This window comes from Micromonospora sp. NPDC049645 (assembly GCF_040675155.1).
Taxonomy (GTDB): domain Bacteria; phylum Actinomycetota; class Actinomycetes; order Mycobacteriales; family Micromonosporaceae; genus Micromonospora.
Genome location: NZ_JBFAOI010000028.1, coordinates 1 through 15,846, shown reverse-complemented (window position 1 = coordinate 15,846; position 15,846 = coordinate 1). Strand labels below are relative to the sequence as shown.

At 73.9% G+C, this 15,846-nt stretch carries 18 protein-coding genes and 1 pseudogene; 14 read left to right on the top strand and 5 right to left on the bottom strand.

Going from position 1 to position 15,846, the window contains the following annotated elements:
- Window positions 1–35 precede the first annotated feature (35 nt).
- The 3 genes from AB0J33_RS30410 to AB0J33_RS30400 all read left to right on the top strand — a co-directional run bounded on the left by AB0J33_RS30410 (window position 36) and on the right by AB0J33_RS30400 (window position 2,786).
- Window positions 36–659: an ABC transporter ATP-binding protein gene (locus AB0J33_RS30410; RefSeq protein WP_363618456.1), complete on the top strand. Its 624-nt coding sequence runs from the start codon at window positions 36–38 to the stop codon at window positions 657–659.
- Window positions 656–2,077: a DUF6297 family protein gene (locus tag AB0J33_RS30405; RefSeq protein ID WP_363618454.1), complete on the top strand. Its 1,422-nt coding sequence runs from the start codon at window positions 656–658 to the stop codon at window positions 2,075–2,077. Before AB0J33_RS30410 ends, AB0J33_RS30405 begins: the two co-directional genes overlap by 4 nt.
- Window positions 2,078–2,207: 130 nt before the next feature.
- Window positions 2,208–2,786 (top strand): dihydrofolate reductase family protein, encoded by a 579-nt coding sequence (locus AB0J33_RS30400; protein ID WP_363618452.1) that lies wholly within the window; start codon window positions 2,208–2,210, stop codon window positions 2,784–2,786.
- Here the strand turns inward: AB0J33_RS30400 and AB0J33_RS30395 are convergent.
- A complete protein-coding gene (locus AB0J33_RS30395; RefSeq protein ID WP_363618450.1) occupies window positions 2,768–3,478 on the bottom strand; it encodes a helix-turn-helix domain-containing protein in 711 nt (236 codons plus the stop codon). The two genes, AB0J33_RS30400 and AB0J33_RS30395, sit on opposite strands and share 19 nt — an antisense overlap.
- Window positions 3,479–3,519: 41 nt before the next feature.
- Window positions 3,520–4,974 (bottom strand): PLP-dependent aminotransferase family protein, encoded by a 1,455-nt coding sequence (locus AB0J33_RS30390; RefSeq protein ID WP_363618448.1) that lies wholly within the window; start codon window positions 4,972–4,974, stop codon window positions 3,520–3,522.
- An 80-nt stretch (window positions 4,975–5,054) separates the two neighbouring features.
- Here AB0J33_RS30390 and AB0J33_RS30385 point away from each other — a divergent pair, with 80 nt between their 5' ends.
- The 6 genes from AB0J33_RS30385 to AB0J33_RS30360 all read left to right on the top strand — a co-directional run bounded on the left by AB0J33_RS30385 (window position 5,055) and on the right by AB0J33_RS30360 (window position 9,939).
- Window positions 5,055–5,666: a LysE family translocator gene (locus tag AB0J33_RS30385; protein ID WP_363618446.1), complete on the top strand. Its 612-nt coding sequence runs from the start codon at window positions 5,055–5,057 to the stop codon at window positions 5,664–5,666.
- 7 nt (window positions 5,667–5,673) lie between these two features.
- Window positions 5,674–6,423 (top strand): phenylalanine--tRNA ligase beta subunit-related protein, encoded by a 750-nt coding sequence (locus AB0J33_RS30380; RefSeq protein ID WP_363618444.1) that lies wholly within the window; start codon window positions 5,674–5,676, stop codon window positions 6,421–6,423.
- Window positions 6,424–6,569: 146 nt separating this feature from the next.
- Window positions 6,570–7,376 (top strand): SDR family oxidoreductase, encoded by an 807-nt coding sequence (locus AB0J33_RS30375; RefSeq protein WP_363618442.1) that lies wholly within the window; start codon window positions 6,570–6,572, stop codon window positions 7,374–7,376.
- A 196-nt stretch (window positions 7,377–7,572) separates the two neighbouring features.
- A complete protein-coding gene (locus AB0J33_RS30370) occupies window positions 7,573–8,670 on the top strand; it encodes a DUF5919 domain-containing protein (protein ID WP_363618440.1) in 1,098 nt (365 codons plus the stop codon).
- A 72-nt stretch (window positions 8,671–8,742) separates the two neighbouring features.
- Complete coding sequence (locus tag AB0J33_RS30365) at window positions 8,743–9,630, top strand: pentapeptide repeat-containing protein (RefSeq protein WP_363618438.1); 888 nt, start codon at window positions 8,743–8,745, stop codon at window positions 9,628–9,630.
- Between the two features lie 72 nt (window positions 9,631–9,702).
- Complete coding sequence (locus AB0J33_RS30360; RefSeq protein WP_363618436.1) at window positions 9,703–9,939, top strand: preprotein translocase YidC; 237 nt, start codon at window positions 9,703–9,705, stop codon at window positions 9,937–9,939.
- A gap of 27 nt (window positions 9,940–9,966) precedes the next feature.
- On the opposite strand, the gene rnhA is transcribed toward AB0J33_RS30360, so the two are convergent.
- Window positions 9,967–10,440: a ribonuclease HI gene (gene rnhA / locus AB0J33_RS30355; protein ID WP_363618434.1), complete on the bottom strand. Its 474-nt coding sequence runs from the start codon at window positions 10,438–10,440 to the stop codon at window positions 9,967–9,969.
- 37 nt (window positions 10,441–10,477) lie between these two features.
- On the bottom strand, window positions 10,478–11,746 hold the full coding sequence (locus tag AB0J33_RS30350; protein WP_363618432.1) for a lycopene cyclase family protein: 1,269 nt from the start codon (window positions 11,744–11,746) through the stop codon (window positions 10,478–10,480).
- 268 nt (window positions 11,747–12,014) lie between these two features.
- On the opposite strand from AB0J33_RS30350, the gene AB0J33_RS30345 reads away from it, so the two are divergent.
- The 5 genes from AB0J33_RS30345 (at window position 12,015) to AB0J33_RS30325 (ending at window position 15,328) form a co-directional block, all read left to right on the top strand.
- Window positions 12,015–12,500, top strand: a complete 486-nt coding sequence (locus AB0J33_RS30345; protein ID WP_363618430.1) for a hypothetical protein — start codon at window positions 12,015–12,017, stop codon at window positions 12,498–12,500.
- An 86-nt stretch (window positions 12,501–12,586) separates the two neighbouring features.
- Window positions 12,587–13,198 carry a class F sortase gene (locus AB0J33_RS30340; protein WP_363618428.1) on the top strand — a complete coding sequence of 204 codons (612 nt, stop codon included), beginning with the start codon at window positions 12,587–12,589 and terminating at the stop codon, window positions 13,196–13,198.
- A gap of 137 nt (window positions 13,199–13,335) precedes the next feature.
- Window positions 13,336–14,436, top strand: coding sequence for a magnesium and cobalt transport protein CorA (locus AB0J33_RS30335; protein WP_363618426.1), 1,101 nt, complete (start codon window positions 13,336–13,338; stop codon window positions 14,434–14,436).
- Between the two features lies 1 nt (window position 14,437).
- Window positions 14,438–14,854: a YchJ family protein gene (locus tag AB0J33_RS30330; protein WP_363618424.1), complete on the top strand. Its 417-nt coding sequence runs from the start codon at window positions 14,438–14,440 to the stop codon at window positions 14,852–14,854.
- Window positions 14,855–14,941: 87 nt separating this feature from the next.
- On the top strand, window positions 14,942–15,328 hold the full coding sequence (locus AB0J33_RS30325) for a VOC family protein (protein ID WP_363618422.1): 387 nt from the start codon (window positions 14,942–14,944) through the stop codon (window positions 15,326–15,328).
- Between the two features lie 45 nt (window positions 15,329–15,373).
- Here AB0J33_RS30325 and AB0J33_RS30320 read toward each other — a convergent pair.
- Window positions 15,374–15,846: pseudogene (locus AB0J33_RS30320) on the bottom strand (hypothetical protein); the annotation flags it as partial.

The window sequence follows — 15,846 nt, the reverse complement described above, 5'->3', positions numbered from 1 at the left end:
TCGGGTTGGCCGGTGGCAGGGCTCTGGGAGACTCTGTGATCGTGGACGCGCTCTCGGTTCGAGGACTCAGCCGTAACGTCGGCAACCTGGTCGTGCTCGACGAGGTGAGCTTCACGCTCCCGGCGGGCCGGATCGCGGTGGTGCTGGGCCCGAACGGCAGTGGCAAGACCACCCTGCTGCGCTGTGTCGTCGGCGCGGACCGGCCGGATTCGGGTGAGGTGCTGGTGCAGGGCCGCCGGGCCGACGAGACCGACCCGCAGGTGCGGGCGCTGGTGGCGGCAGCCCTGGACGACATCGACTTCTTTCCCGACCTGTCCGTGGTCGAGCATCTGGAGCTGGTCGCGTACGCCCACGGGGGCGACGCCGAGCCGGTCGAGGAGGTGCTCGCCGAGCTGGGTCTGGAGCCGGCCCGCGACCAGCTGCCGGTGACGCTGTCCAGCGGTCAGCGCCGACGGCTGGCGCTGGCGTCCTGTTTCGTCCGGCCCCGCCGGGTGCTGATCCTGGACGAGCCCGAGCAGCGGCTGGACGTACGCGGGCGGCAGTGGCTCGCCGACCGGCTGCTCCGGGAACGGGCCGCCGGCACGGCGGTGCTGTTGGCCTCGCACGACCCGGAGCTGATCGACGCGGTGGTCGACGAGCGCATCGAGATCGGCAAGTGACCGCCGGGCCGGCCACGATCGCCGACACGCCCGCCGGGGTGCCCACCGCCCGGCAGGTGCGTTCGCACCTGCGCCGGGCCCGCAGCCGGCACCACGACCATTCGCTGGGCGACGTGCTCGGCGACGCGTACGTCATGGTCCTGTTCGTGGGCATGTACGGCTGGTTCGCGATCAGCGCGAGCCGCGACCTGCTGGACTCTCCCACGGTGGGGCGGGCCGAGCCGGGCGTGCGGTGGTGGCTGGCGGTCGCCGCGCTGCTGGCCGGCGCGGGGCTCGCCTGGCGTGGTCTGCGCGCGCTCGGCCCGCTGCTGGTCACCCCGGCGACGCAGAGCTGGGCGACCAGCGCGCCGGTCGACCGTCGGGCCTGGCTGGCGCCACGCTTCGTCCTGCTGCTGGTGGGGGCGGCGGTCGGCACCGCGGCGCTCGGGGTGGCCGTGGCGGCGCTCGGCGGGGTCAGCGATCCGGTCGCCCTGGGTTGGGCGGCAGCGGCCGGTGCGGGGTGGGGTGCGGGCGCGCTGGCGCTCAGCGTCGTCGCCCAGAGCAGCCGGTCGGGGCGACGCTGGCCGACGCTGGCCGGGGCGGTGCCGATGGTGGCGGCGGCCGTGATCACCGCCCTGGTGGTGCTCGTCGGTCGCCTCGGCGACGGGCTGCCCCGGCCGACCACGACCCCGACCGTCGCGTTGTTCGCCGCCGCGGTGCCCCTCGCGGGCGTGGGCACGATCCTCGCCGTACGCGCGCTGCCCCGGGTCGACCGGGCCACGCTGACCACCGGCGCGCAGTTCGCCAACGCCGCCGCCACGGCGACGATCCTGCTGGATCCGAGCCTGCTCGCCGGCCTGGTGGAGAGCCGCCGTTGGCGTCGGATCGGCCGGGTTCGCAGCCGCCGGTTCCGGCCCGGCCCCGCCTGGTGGGCGCTGCTGCAGGCCGACGTACGCCGGCTGCGTCGGCACCCGAGCGCCGTGCTGATCTGGGCGGCCCTGATCGGGGTGCAGTACGCGGCGGCGCTCGCCCTGCCCGGGTTGGCCGGGGCCGCGCAGGTGGTGTTCGCGTACCTCGCCGCCGACCGGTTGACCGGCGGCCTGCGGGCGGTCAGCCGCTCACCCGGTCTGCGCCGGGCGCTCGGCGGCAGCGACAACCTGCTGCGCGGCGTCCACGTGGTGGTGCCGGCCGTCGGCGCGGGCCTGTGGTGGTCGCTGACCCTGCCGACGGTCGACCCGGGGCCGGCCTGGCTGGCGCCGACGCTGGCGCTCGGGGTGGTGGCCGCCGCGTTCCGGGCCGGCACCCGCCCACCGATCGACTACGGCGGCGCGACGGTGAACACCCCGTTCGGGATGATCCCGGTCGACCTGCTGCGGCAGGGCTCGCGCGGGCCGGCGCTGCTCGCCGTGCTGGTCCTCGTCCAGCTGTTCCTGGGCTGACCTGGGCCCGATCATCGCGGCCATCAGGGCGGCGACTCGTCCGGACCCCGCTGTCGTTTTCGTCCAAGACAGCGCCGCGTCCGCGATCTAACGTGAACCCGGCAGCCCGCCCGAGCATGAGGAGACAATAGTGCGCGACCTGGTCTACACCGGTTTCATGTCGCTCGACGGCGTCGTGGACTCGCCCGGCGGCGGGCCGGGTGAGGAGCACAGCAGCGGCGGTTGGGTGTTCAAGGATCTCGAGTTCGTCCCGGAGGCATGGTCGCTGAAGGGCGAGGAGCTCACCGACACGACGGCGCTGATGTTCGGCCGTCGCAGCTACGAGGCGTTCGCGCCGGTATGGCCCGGTTCGGAGGATCACGCCAGCTACCGGGAGCTGCCCAAGTACGTGGTGTCGAGCACGCTCTCCGACGACGCGCTCGTCGACGGGTGGGGGCCGACGACGATTCTGCGCTCCACCGGAGACGTAGCGGCGCTCAAGCAGGGCGAGGGCGGCGCGATCTTCATCCACGGCAGTGCGGAGCTGGCCCGACGGCTGTCCGATGAGGGTCTGATCGACCAGTACAACCTGCTCGTCTTCCCGGTGCTGCTCGGTGCCGGTAAGAGCCTGTTCGGCCGGGCCGACCGGGACAAGCACATGCTGACGCTGCGGGAGTCCGAGAGCTACTCGAACGGGATCCTCAAGTTGGTCTACGACGTCAAGCGCTGATCCAGGTCGAGGGCGATCGCGCCGTCGGCGCCCTCGCGCAGTTGCCGGACGGTGCGGCCGACGTAGGAGCGTAGCGCCCGGGCCAGGTGCGGTTCGTCGAAGTAGTCCAGCTTGGCGACCACGTCGGCGGCCGGGTCGCCGGTGGCCAGCAGCTCCGCCGCCGTACGGGCCCGCTCGATCTGCCGGACCGCGCCGCGCGTCAGTCCCGTCGCGGCGCGGAACCGGCGTTCGACGGTGCGCTCCGAGACGGCCGGGCGGTGACCCCGCAGCAGCTCGGCGACGATCGGGTCACGGACCACGGTCCCGGCCCGGACGAGACTGTCGACCAGGGCCTCGGCGTCGTCGGGGCCGGGCGTCTCCCAGCGCGTGCCGTCCAGCCGGAACGTCCGGCGCGTGGTGTCGGGTAGCTCGATGCCGCCGTCGACCAGCGCCGTCGTGGGCACGGCCCGCAACGCGGTGCCCACGGCGAATTCGATGCCGGTGAAGGTCGCGCCCTCCGGCACCGGTGCCGTGCCGGTCCGGGTCTCGGGACCGGTGACGCTCGCGTACGACCGGCCGGCCTGCTCCCAGAACACCAGGCCCCAGCGCACCCCCGCGACGGACGTCATCGCGGTGACCTGTTCGCTCGTGCAGGTCCACACGGTGTCGACCCACGGCGAGTCGGACCCACGCGTCTCGAACCGCAGTCCCACGGGCGAAGGATACGCCGGTGCGCACAGTGGGTCGGGTCGTCCTAGCCGGAGCCGAGCGCGGCGGCGATCGCGGTGACGCCGTCCTCGATCTCAGTGCCGGTACGGGCGGCGTAGCCGAGCACGAGGCCCGGTCGGTAGGGCCGCTGGCAGTGCCAGGACAGCGGTTGCACCTTCACCCCGCGGGTCAGCGTCGCCGCCGCCAGTTCGGTGTCCACCACCGCGTCGTCCAACGTGATCATCAGGTGCAGACCGGCTGCGGCGCCGTGCACCGTCGCCGATGGCAGCGTACGGGCCAGCGCGGCGATCATCGCGTCCCGCCGACGGATGTGTCGACGGCGCAGCAGCCGCAGGTGCCGCTCGAAGGCGCCGGAGGCCATCAGCTCCGCCAGCACGAGTTGCGGCAGCACGGCGTTGCCCAGGTCGGCGTTGCGTTTGGCGGCCACCACCGCCGCGCGCAGTCGCGCCGGCACGAGCAGCCAGCCGACCCGCAGCGCGGGGGCGAGCAGTTTGGACACGCTGCCGGCGTAGCAGACCTGCTCGGGCAGCACGCCCCGCAGCGCCGGCACCGGTGCACGGTCGTAGCGGTGCTCGGCGTCGTAGTCGTCCTCGATGATCAGACCGCCGGCCCGCGCCCAGGCGACGAGGTGGCGGCGGCGGTCGCCGTCGAGCACCACGCCGGTCGGGAACTGGTGCGCGGGGGTGAGCATCACCGCCGGTGCGCCGCTGGCGGCCAACTCGTCGACCCGTAGCCCGGCGTCGTCCACGGCGATCGGCGGGGTGTCCACCCGCCAGTTGTTCAGGTGCTGCCGCACGCCGAGCGAGCCCGGGTCCTCGACCGCGACCCGGTCGACGCCGGCGGCGGTGAGTGCCTGGGCGAGCAGCCCGAGCGCCTGGGAGACGCCGGCCACGATGATCACCCCGACCGGGTCGACGCTGATACCGCGGTTGCGCGCCAACCAGGCGGCGACGGCCTGCCGCAGCGCGGGCGCGCCGCACGGGTCGCCGTAGCCGAGGTCGGCCGCGGCGAGGCGGCGCAGCACGGTCCGTTCGGCGCGCAGCCAGTCCGCGCGGGGAAAGGCGGTCAGGTCGGGTACGCCGGGTGTCAGGTCGATGGTCGCGGGCGCCGCGCGTACCGCGTCGAAGATGTCGGTGCCCGGTGTCGGCGGGAAGGTCGCGACCGGTGCCGGCGCGGCGCTCGGGGCTGGTGTGGTCGCGGCCGGTGCGGCGACGACAAACGTCCCGGCCCGGCCCCGACCGGCGACGTGCCCCTCCTCGGTCAGGCGCTGGTACGCCTCGGTGACCACGCCCCGGGACACCCCGAGGTCGGCGGCGAGCACCCGGGTGGGGGGCAGCCGGTCACCGACCGGCACGCGCCCGTGCGCGATGGCCTGCCGTAGTTGGTCGGTCAGCCAGTCGGCGCGCCCGCCCGGCGGCGCGTCGGCGATGGTCAGGTGCAGGAAGTCGGATCCGGCCGTTATGGACCTCTCAGAGGCCATCGATTTGGCTCTGCCCATCGGACCATTGTGGCAGCAGAGTGAACAGGAGCCAGACCTGCCAACTCCGCCGGAGGACGACCGTGACCATCCCGTTCCTGATCACCACGCTGATCGTGGTGGTCACCCCCGGCACCGGGGTGATCTTCACCCTCTCCGCCGGCCTGTCCCGGGGCGCGCGCGCCGGGGTGCTTGCCGCGTTCGCCTGCACACTGGGGACGCTGCCGCACCTGCTGGCCGCCATGACCGGGCTGGCGGCGCTGTTGCAGACCAGCGCCACGGCGTTCGAGACCGTCAAGTACCTCGGCGTCGGCTACCTGCTCTGGCTGGCCTGGTCCACCGCGCACGACCGCAGCGCCTTCGCGGTGACGACCGACGCCCCACCCCGCTCGGCGCTCCGGGTGATCGTCTCCGGGGTGCTGGTCAACCTGCTCAACCCGAAGCCGACGATGTTCTTCGTCGCGTTCCTACCGCAGTTCGTGGACACCGCGGGGTCGGGCTCGACCCGGGCGATGCTCGGCTGCGGCGCGGTGTTCATGCTGCTCACCTTCGTGGTGTTCAGCGGCTACGGCATCTTCGCGGCCCGGGTGCGCGACCGGGTGCTGACCCGACCCACGGTCACCGACTGGCTGCGCCGATCCGCCGCCGGCACCTTCGTCGCGCTCGGCCTGACCCTCGCCCTCACCGACCGATAGGACCACAGTGCAGTTTCACCATTCACCGCAGCTTCGCGACGCGTACCCCGACCTGGTCGCCGGAGTGGTGCTGGCGTCCGACATCACCGCCACCGCCGACGTGGCGGGACGCACGGCGGGCTATCTCACCGAGGCCCGACGGCGGTTGACCGCCGGCGGGGCCGAGAGCGGGTTCCCGGAGATCCAGGCGTGGCGGCGGGCGTACGCGGCCATGGGCTTGCGACCCACCAAATACCGGTGCGCCGCCGAGGCGCTGCTGCGCCGGTTACGCCTGGACGGCGAGCTGCCCCGGGTGCACCCACTTGTCGACCTCTGCAACGCCGTCTCGGCCGCGTACGCCATCCCGGTCGCCGCGCTCGACCTGGACCGGGTCGATGGCGACCTGGTGGTCCGGCCGGCGCACGGCGACGAGACGTACCTGAGCTTCGCCGGTGACACCGAGAATCCCGAACCGGGCGAGGTGACCTTCGTCGACTCCGCCGGGCGCGCGCACGCCCGGCGGTGGACGAACCGGCAGAGCGGCTGGTCCGCCGTGCGGGCCGGCACCTCGTCCGTGCTGATCGTCGCCGAGGCGCTGCACCCGGGTGCCGAGCCGACCATGGCCCGGCTGGTCGCCACCCTGGTGACCGAGCTGACCGACGGGTGGGCCGCCCCGACGACCGCCGCGGTACTCACCGCCACCGCACCCCGTTTCCGTGCCCCGACGCTCGGTGGCGACAGCGGTCAGGCCATGTCGCCGGAGACGAGGTGGCGGTAGCCGGGGAACGTCTCGGCGAACCAGCCGGCGACGCCGGCCATGCCCCGTCCGCCGACGGTACGCGGTCGGCGGATCAGTCAGGGTCCCCGTGTCCGTCGTGGGCTGGCGGGCGGTTGGGTCGGCCCTGCCCGGGGTAGTGCGGCACCATGCCGCAGCGATACGAGAACTACCCGAGGATCGCCGTCGTCACCGGCGCGGACTCCGGCATCGGCAAGGCCTGCGCGGTGGCCCTGGCCAACGCCGGCTTCGAGATCGGCATCACCTGGTACGGCGATCCCGACGGCGCCGGGCGGACGGCCACCGAGGTCCGCGCGACCGGGCGGCGCTGCGAGGTCGCCGAGGTGGACCTGACCCGGCTGCCGGACGCGGCGGCGGTGGTGGACGAGTTGGCCGACCGGCTGGGCGGCATCGGGGTGCTGGTCAACAATGCCGGCACCGGCGGGTCGACGCCGTTCGTCGAGACCGGGTGGGAGCAGTGGCGGGAGGTGCTCGCCGTCGATCTGGACGCGCCCTTCCTGTGCGCCCAGCGGGCCGCGCGACGGATGCGGGCCACCGGCGCCGGCGGACGGATCATCAACATCACCAGCGTGCACGAGCACGCGCCCCGGGTGGGCTCCGCAGCGTACTGCGCCGCCAAGGGCGGGCTCGGACTGCTGACCCGGGTGATGGCGCAGGAGTTGGCCGCCGACGGGATCACCGTCAACGCCGTCGCCCCCGGTGAGATCGCCACGCCGATGACCGGTCAGGAGGATGTCGACCCGTTCACCCAGGTTCGGCCCGGCGTGCCGTTGGGGCGGCCCGGCGACGCCCGGGAGGTGGCCGCCGTGGTCGCGTTGCTCGCCTCCCCGGCCGCCGGTTACGTCACCGGCGCGTCCTGGCCGGTGGACGGCGGCATGCTGCTGATGGGCCCCCAGGCCGCGGCGTTGACCAACGACGACTGGCGGTCGGTCTGACCACCCACCTCACCCACCCCGCCACCCTGTGTGTTCGCATGACTCCGTTACCGTCACCCCATGAGCGGTGGAACTGGTACCCGCAGCGGATTGACCGGTCCCGAACGGGACAGCGCACGGCAAAGCGGGCACGTATCCTCCGAATTCCGGTGATCACCGGGGGGTGGTGTGCCGACCGACGGCGGAAGGGGACCGGATGCCCGAGTGGGCTGGTCGGAGCGGCCGGCAACGACGCGCCTTCGTCGTCGGCGGAGCGCTGTTCGCGACCGCCGTCGTCATGCTGCTGGCCGCCTGGCGCAGCACCGGCTTCCTCAGCGACCTGCTGCTCAACCTCGGGGCCAGCGTGGTCCTCGCGGCCATCTCGTACGTCATCTTCGACCCGATGTTCGAGGAGGCCCGCAAGGCGCGGGTGCAGGAGCACCTGAGCTTCGACCGGCAGGCGTTCGTGACGCGGCTGCACCGCTCCGGTCGCCGGGTGCGCATCCTCGACACCTGGACGATCCTGCTCGAGCAACGGCACCGCGAGGAGACGCTGAACGCGGTACGCGCGGCGCTCGCCAACGGCGCCCAGGTGCAGTTGCTCCTGCTCGACCCGGACTGCACCGCCGCCCAGCAGCGCTCCGAGGAGCTGGAACGGCAACGGGTCGACGTGCCCCGGCAGATCCGCACCAACCTGCGCCACCTGGCCGCCTTCGCCGACGCGCTCGACTCGCGGCTGCGGCACCGCCTCCAGGTCCGGCTCTACGACGCGTCCCCCTCGATCCAGCTCTACCAGTGGGACGGGCGGGCGCTGATCTCGTTCTTCCCGATCGGCAAGTTGTCGTTCAACGTGCCGCAGCTGGAGGTGGACATGGACAGCCCGTGGGGCGGGTTCGTGCACGCCCGGTTCGAGGAGCTGTGGGAGCACCAACAGGCCACCCTCGACCTCGACCGGTACTGGTCGGTCACGGTCACGCTGCGCCACGACGAGTCGGACGTGGTCGAGGTGCGCGTGCCGTACGTGACGGTGGATGGGCAGCACCACGTCGACTGCCGGGGGTTTCGGGTGACCGGACCACTGACGGTGCGCGCCGTGCTGCCGCCCCGCGCGCCCGGAGCCGCACCCGGGGTGTTCGCGCTGGCCGAGCCCGCCGACGGGGACCGCACCCCGGCCGCCGTGGTGAGACGTCACTTCGACCAGAAGTACGGGCACGGCGACGGCGAGCGGGACATCCGCCGACTGGTGCCGCCTCCCGGCGACGCCCGCACCCCGACGCCCCGCCCCGCGACGGCCGGTGACACGCACGCACGGTGACCCCGCCCGGCCCGGTCGTCCCGGCCCGGGAAACAATGGTGGTCCCACCCGATCACCAGGAGGACCGTCGGCGTGTCATCCGGCACCGCACCGCCGCCCGCGGCGGCGCAGCTGCGCGCCGACTGCGGCCGCTGCTTCGGGCTGTGCTGCGTGGTACCCGCCTTCGCCGTGTCGGCGGACTTCGCCATCGACAAGCCGGCCGGCTCACCCTGCCCCAACCTGCGCCCCGACCACCGCTGCGGCATCCACACCGAGCTGCGGCAACGCGGCTTCCCCGGCTGCACGGTGTTCGACTGCTTCGGCGCCGGGCAGCAGGTCGCCCAGGTGACCTTCGGCGGGCGGGACTGGCGGGACGCGCCGGAGACGCTGCCGGCGATGGCGGAGGCGTTCGCGGTGCTGCGACCGCTGCACGAACTGCTCTGGTACGTCACCGAGGCGCTGGCCCTGCGCCCCCCGGCCGACCTGCGGGACGAGCTGGAACGCGCCCGCGCCGAGACCATGACGCTCACCGGGGGTGACCCGGGGCAGCTTCGCGCGGTGGACGTCGCCGCCCACCGGGACCGGGTCAACCCGCTGCTGTCCCGGGCCAGCGACGCGGCCCGCGCCCCCGGCGGCGCCGACCGGCGGGGCGCGCAGCTGCTCGGGGTGGACCTGCGCCGCGTCGACCTGCGCCGGGCCAACCTGCGCGGGGCGCTGCTCATCGGCGCGGACCTGCGCGGGGCCGACCTGAGCCTGGCCGACGTCACCGGCGCGGATCTGCGCGGGGCCGACCTGCGGGGCGCGGACCTGCGGCGCGCTCTCTTCCTGCACCAGACCCAGGTGGACGCCGCCCGGGGTGACACGCGCACCGCACTGCCGCAGACACTCACCCGCCCGACGCACTGGTCGGCGCTGCCGCTCACCCCGGTCCGCCAGCCGGCCCGGTCCGCCGCGCCCGCCCGCCGGGGCCGCCGCCGCTGATCGTCAGGTTTCGGCCGGGACGACGCCGGGTAGCCAGCGCCGACGCGGACCGGCATCGACGGGGGGCACGGCGTGGGCTACCGAAATCGTCAAGGTGAGCAGCCGGGCGACCCGCAGCACAGCGAGGACGAGGCCGGCCAGGCGCCACTGGTGCAGGTCGAGGCGGACACCGAGGTCCCCGCGCCAGCGGACACCGACGTTCGGCCGGACATCGTGACCGAGCCCGACAACTCGGGTGTCGCCGGCGGCTCGTCCGGCAGCAGCGGCGGCGGGTCGAGCATGCCGGGGCACCCCGACGCGACCCGCTGAGCGACGGTCAGCTCGGCCGCGCCCGGCTCAGCGGCTGGCCAGCGCGGCCCGCGCCTCGGTCATGCCCTTGTTGGCGAGCCCGTCGGCCCGCTCGTTCTCCGGGTGCCCGTTGTGCCCCTTGACCCACAGCCAGGTGACCTCGTGGCGTTCGCAGGCCGCCTCCAGCCGCTGCCACAGGTCGGCGTTCTTCACCGGCTGCTTCGCGGCGGTACGCCAACCGTTGCGTTTCCACGACGCCAACCAACTGGTGATGCCGTTGCGCACGTACGTGCTGTCGGTGTGCAGCTCCACGGTGACCGGCCGGTTCAGGCTCTCCAACGCCTGGATGGCCGCCATCAGCTCCATCCGGTTGTTCGTGGTGGGCGTCGCCTCACCGCCGCACAGCTCACGCTCGTGATCGCCGTAGCGCAGCAGCGCACCCCAACCACCCGGCCCGGGGTTGCCACTGCACGCCCCGTCGGTCCAGATCTGTACGCCCCTGCCGGCTGTCGCGTCCACCATGCCCGGCAACCTACCGGGCGCTGACAGACGACGCCGGTCAGGTCCGGCTCGGCGCTCCACCCGCGTCGGTCTCCGAGCCGAGAGCGTCGCCCACCACGGCGGGCGGGACGGCCGGCGCGGGCCGGGTGGGGCGCAGCCGGTCGCGGAGGCGGTGCGCGGCATCACCGGCGGTCGCGGCGACCATCGGTAGCAGCCGGGTCGAATTCATGATCGCCACCTCCTCGGCCGGGGTGGTGCCGCCGTCGAGGAAGCGCAGCACCCGTTCGGCCGGATTGCGGTCGAAGAGACGGTCGAAGAAGTCGGGACCGCCCACCCCGCCCCGGTCCAGCGCCCGCAACGCGACCGCGTCCATCCAGCGGTGCCGACGCGGATACGCCGGCGCGGGCACCGGCGCCCGTCCCGCGGCGAGGGCACGGGCCACCTGGTCGGCCTGGCGGTACATGGCGGAGAAGGTGAAACCGGTGGACGGGCGGGTCGCGCCACCGGCCGTGCCGAGCCGGACCACGTGGGGGGTGGGCCGGGCCGGGAACGGCGCGTCGGTCATCGGGATCACCCCGTTCTCCACCTCGCGCACCCGCAGGTTGGCCGGATCCAGCCCGAGCAGATCCCGGTAGCCGGCCAGCGCCGCGTCGTACCCGGCGTCGCTGAGCAGGTCCGGCGAGAACTCGGTGTACTCGACCAGGGCGTAACGGTCGCTTACCGGCAGCACGTACCCGAAGGAGACGCCCCGGGGCGGCTGCGGGGTACGGAAATCCATCAGCACCGCACGCGCCGGGTCGAACACCGGCCGGTCGGCCTCCAACCACCACCCGCGGAAGTGCTGCAACCAGGTCGTTCGCCCCGCCCGCGCCGGCGGGCGGGGGCGGGAGTCGAGCACCCAACGGGCCCGTACGGTGCGCCCGTCGCCGGTGCCCACCAGCACCCGGGCGCCATCGTCGCGCACCGTGTCGGCGGGCGCGACGATCCGGGTGGCGTTCAGCCGGCGCTCGGCCTCGGCAGCCCGGTCGTAGACCGGGCCGGAGCGGAGCATGGCGTACCGCAGCGGGGTGAGGTCCAGGACGCGACGTCGCGCCGCCGTCGCCACCTCGACCTGCTGCCAGCTCGCGCTGAGCAGCGGGTCCAGGTCGGTGTCCGGGTGGCCCCAGAACGCCCAGGTGCGGTCCTGACCGCGTCGGCGCACCGGGTCGAGGATCGCGATGCGCAGATCCCGCACGCCGTGCCGGTCCAGGGCGGCGAGCAGCAACGAGGCCGCGCCACCGCCACCGAGCAGCGCGAGGTCGACGTCGAGCGGGGCGGAATCGGTCACCCGCACCACGCTGCCACACCGTCGCGCCCGGTCGCGCGTCGCCCGACGAGCCCCTCATCACGACGAATACCTCGCCATCGGCCCAGCGGCGACAGCCCGCAGCTCTCCCCGCCTTCGGGTGGACACGTGACGGCAACGAGGATTTCTCATTTTCACCTGATCGAGGACCCAACCCACCTAGTGTTGGGCACACCGGTGCTAGTCACGGAGTTGGCCACCCGAACGACGTCCCACGCAGTCAGCGGACGAAAAGTGAGGGAAGACGCGTATGAAGGTCTCAACAGCACTCTGCTCGGCGGCGCTCGGCGTCGGCCTCGGCACGCTCCTGCTGCCAGGCGCCGCACTGGCCGACACCACGGTGTCACCGGCCACCACCCCGGTCGGTGGGACCGTCGTGCTCACCGCGACGACCTGCAACCCGAAGTCGGGTGACGCCATCTTCCGGGTCACCGGGCCCAACCGCGACCAGAACGTCCGATCCACCACGGCCGCCGCCGGCGGCGGACTCAGCGCCGAACTCTTCACCGCCGGGTTCACCCTGGGCACGTACACGGTGACGGCGACCTGCGGCGACGGCAGCTCGGCCGGCACCGCCACATTCGCCGTCACCCCGATCGGCGGCGCACCGGCCGGCTCCGGTGGCGACAACCGTGACTCCGGCGCTCTCGCCGCCGGCGGCACGCTGCTCGGCACCGCCCTCGCCGGCGCGGTGATCCTGATCCGCCGGCGTCGACCGGTGTCCACTGTCGCCTGATCGGCGGCCGTTCCATCCCTGAGACGGGTGCCCGCGCCGGTGACACCGGTGCGGGCACCCCGACGAACCCGTACGGAGGTGCCCGAATGTGGTCGCGGCGGACCCTCCCGGCCGTGGTCGCCCTGCTCGGCGTGACCGGGCTCGGGCTGATCACCGTCGGCCTCGGCGCGGACCCGACGCGGCCACCACGACCGTCGGTCGACGCGCCGACCCGCACCCACCCCGCACCCGACCTGGCGCCGCTGCCGCACGCCGCGCCGGTGCGGGTGCAGATCCCCGCCATCGACGTGCGCGCCGACATCGTTCCGGTGGGCGCGGACCCCGCCGGGGTGCTGGAGGTGCCGCCACTGGACCGGCCCACCCTCGCCGGCTGGTACCGGCACGGGGTCAGCCCCGGCGAGACCGGCAACGCCGTCCTGGTGGGACACGTCGACTCGCCCTCCGGGCCGGCGGTCTTCTTCGACCTCGGTCGGCTCCGCGCCGGGCAGCAGGTCCAGGTCACCCGCGCCGACGCCCGGGTCGCCACGTTCACCGTGGACGACGTCCGCGCGTACCCCAAGGAACACTTCCCCACCGCACTGGTCTACGGCCCCGCGGACACCGCCGGGTTGCGCCTGATCACCTGCGGCGGCCGATTCGACGCCGCGACCGGCAACTACGTCGACAACGTCGTCGTCTTCGCCACCCGCACCGCCTGAGCCGGGCCGCACGCCTGAGCGGTACCGCCCGCACGCCTGTGTCACCGCCCCGCTGTCGGGAGCCGGACGCCGCTCGGCAGAATGCGGTGGCACCATCCCCTGATCGAGGTGGTGCGCCGGCGACGGGGAGGCACGCGGTGGATCAGCCAGCGGTACGGGACCGGGCCGGTCGAGGGGTACGCGCCCTGGCCCGCCGACTGCTCGGACGGGTCGAGGCCGACTCCCCCACCCCGCGCCGGTCCAACCCGGACGCCGTGGTCGACTGCGCCGTCTACGTCAACGGCCGCCGGGAGCCCGGTCAACGCCACTACGCCGACGCGTACGCCCGGGCTCGGCACGGCCGCGACGCGTTCGTGTGGCTGGGCCTGCACGATCCGGGCCCGGCCGTGCTCGCCGCGGTCGGCCAGACCTTCGGCCTCGACGAGCTGACCGTCGAACAGGCGCTCGCCGACGGGCACCGGCCCACCGTGCAGCGGCACGGGCCGGTCACGCTGCTGGTGTTGCGCACCGCCGGGTACGTGGAGCACGACGAGCTGACCGACACCTCCGAGGTGATCGACACCGGGGACGTCATGGTGCTGCTCGGCGACCGGTTCGCCATCACCGTGCGGCACGGCGCCGCCGGGGCGTTGCGCAGCGTCCGCGCCGACATCGAGCGCCGCCCCGCGCTGCTGGCCGCCGGACCGTGGGCGGTGGCGTACGCGGTCTGCGCCCGCATGGTCGACAGCTACCTGGAGGTGGCCGGGCACGTGGAACGGGACCTGGAACGGGTCGAGGAGGCGGTCTTCGCCCGCGACCGCACCGCCGACATCCAGCACATCTACCAGCTCAAACGGGAGGTGGTGGAGTTCAAGCGGGCGGTCCTGCCGTTGCAGGCGCCGATGCGTACGCTGCTCGAACCCGACGGCCCGCCCCGCGCCCTGCACCGCTGGTTCGTCGACGTCGACGGCCGGTTGAGCCGGGCGGTGGATCGGGTGGCCGCGTACGACGACCTGCTCACCTCGATCGTCCAGTCGCGGCTGGCGCAACTCGCCGTGGAGCAGAACAACGACATGCGCAAGATCGCCGCCTGGGCGGCCATCGCGGCCACCCAGACCGGCATCGCCGGCATCTACGGCATGAACTTCGACCACATGCCCGAGCTGGCCTGGCGCTACGGCTACGCCGGGGCCCTGGCCCTGATGGCGGCGGCAGCCCTGTTCCTGTACCGCCTGTTCCGCCGCTCGGGCTGGCTCTGACGTGGGCAAGAGTGCGGGACGCCGGCGGGCGAAGGCGACGACGGGGCAGGTCTGCCCGTGCGGCTCCGGCCGGGCGTACGCGGACTGCTGCGCCCCGGCGCACGGCGGCGACGCACCGACGACGGCCGAGGCGTTGATGCGCTCCCGGTTCAGCGCCTTCGCCCTCGGCGACACCGGCTACCTGCTGCGCAGTTGGCACTCGTCGACCCGGCCCACCTCGCTGGAGCTCGACCCGGGGCAGCGATGGACCCGGCTGGAGATCGTCGAGACCGAGCGGGGTGGCCTGCTCGACACCGCCGGCACGGTGACGTTCCACGCCCACTACCGGGACGCGGGCCGGCCCGGCACGATGACCGAACGGAGCCGGTTCGTTCGCGAGGACGGCCGGTGGGTCTACCTCGACGGTGAGCAGCCCTGACGTTTGCGGCTTCGGCGCTGCCGGCGCGTCGAGGGCCGGCCCGACCTTCCCCCGGGAGAAGCTGCTCGAAACGGATGGAGACCGCCGATGACCATGACGTTCATCAACCTGCCGGTGCGCGACCTGAACACCGCCATCGAGTTCTACCGGGCGCTCGGTTTCACCAGCGACCAGGCCGACCCGGACGGCGACAGCATGGTGCTCACCGTCTCCGACAGCACCCGACTGGTGCTGCACCTCCGCTCGGGCTTCGAGCGGTTCACCGGCGTCGCCACCACGGACACGGCGACCAGCCGGGAGGTCATCGTCGGGCTGTCGGCGCAGAGCCGGCGGCAGGTCGACGAGCTGGTCGACCAGGCGGCGGTCGCCGGTGGCGAGTCGCTCGGGCCGGGGACGGCCAATGGGCCGATGTACATGCGCGGCTTCCGGGACCTCGACGGCCACCAGTGGTCGTTCATCCACCTGGCCGGCTGACCGGGCCGTCCGGCGGCGGCCTCTACCGGCCGCCGCCGGACCGCGTCAGTCCCGGCCGGGCACGGCAGCCGCGACGACGCCGGTGGGCACGACCGTCCGGCGCGGGCGGCGGGTCAGCAGCACCAGCGCCACCACGAGGTACGCCCCGGCGGTCAGCGCGAACGCCACCGCGTTGCCGGCCAACGTGGCGAGCAGGCCGTAACCGGCGTACGTCGCGACGATCAGCACGTCGGTGGCCATCCCGGCCAGGGATGTGACGGTGGCGCGGCTGGTCCCGGTGATTTGGGCCTGCAGCCGCGCGTCGGCCAGCACGGTGGCCAACTGCGCGGCACCGAACGCCACCGCGAGCAGCACGAACCCGGCCGGGTGCCGGAGCAGGGCACCCCCGGCCAGCGTGACGCCGACCAGGCCCAGCAGTGCCGCGTACCCTCGGCGGCCCAGCCGCTCCCCCGTCGGGGCGAGCAGCCCGCCCACGGTCACCCCGGCCCAGAGCGGCAGGAGCAGCAGGGGTACGGCCT

Excerpts from the sequence above, each read along its gene's own strand:
- AB0J33_RS30390 (WP_363618448.1), bottom strand. The coding sequence starts at position 4,974 with ATGGCCTCTGAGAGGTCCATAACGGCCGGATCCGACTTCCTGCACCTG.
- AB0J33_RS30375 (WP_363618442.1), top strand. The coding sequence starts at position 6,570 with ATGCCGCAGCGATACGAGAACTACCCGAGGATCGCCGTCGTCACCGGC.
- AB0J33_RS30370 (WP_363618440.1), top strand. The coding sequence starts at position 7,573 with ATGCCCGAGTGGGCTGGTCGGAGCGGCCGGCAACGACGCGCCTTCGTC.
- rnhA (WP_363618434.1), bottom strand. The coding sequence starts at position 10,440 with ATGGTGGACGCGACAGCCGGCAGGGGCGTACAGATCTGGACCGACGGG.
- AB0J33_RS30345 (WP_363618430.1), top strand. The coding sequence starts at position 12,015 with ATGAAGGTCTCAACAGCACTCTGCTCGGCGGCGCTCGGCGTCGGCCTC.
- AB0J33_RS30340 (WP_363618428.1), top strand. The coding sequence starts at position 12,587 with ATGTGGTCGCGGCGGACCCTCCCGGCCGTGGTCGCCCTGCTCGGCGTG.
- AB0J33_RS30325 (WP_363618422.1), top strand. The coding sequence starts at position 14,942 with ATGACCATGACGTTCATCAACCTGCCGGTGCGCGACCTGAACACCGCC.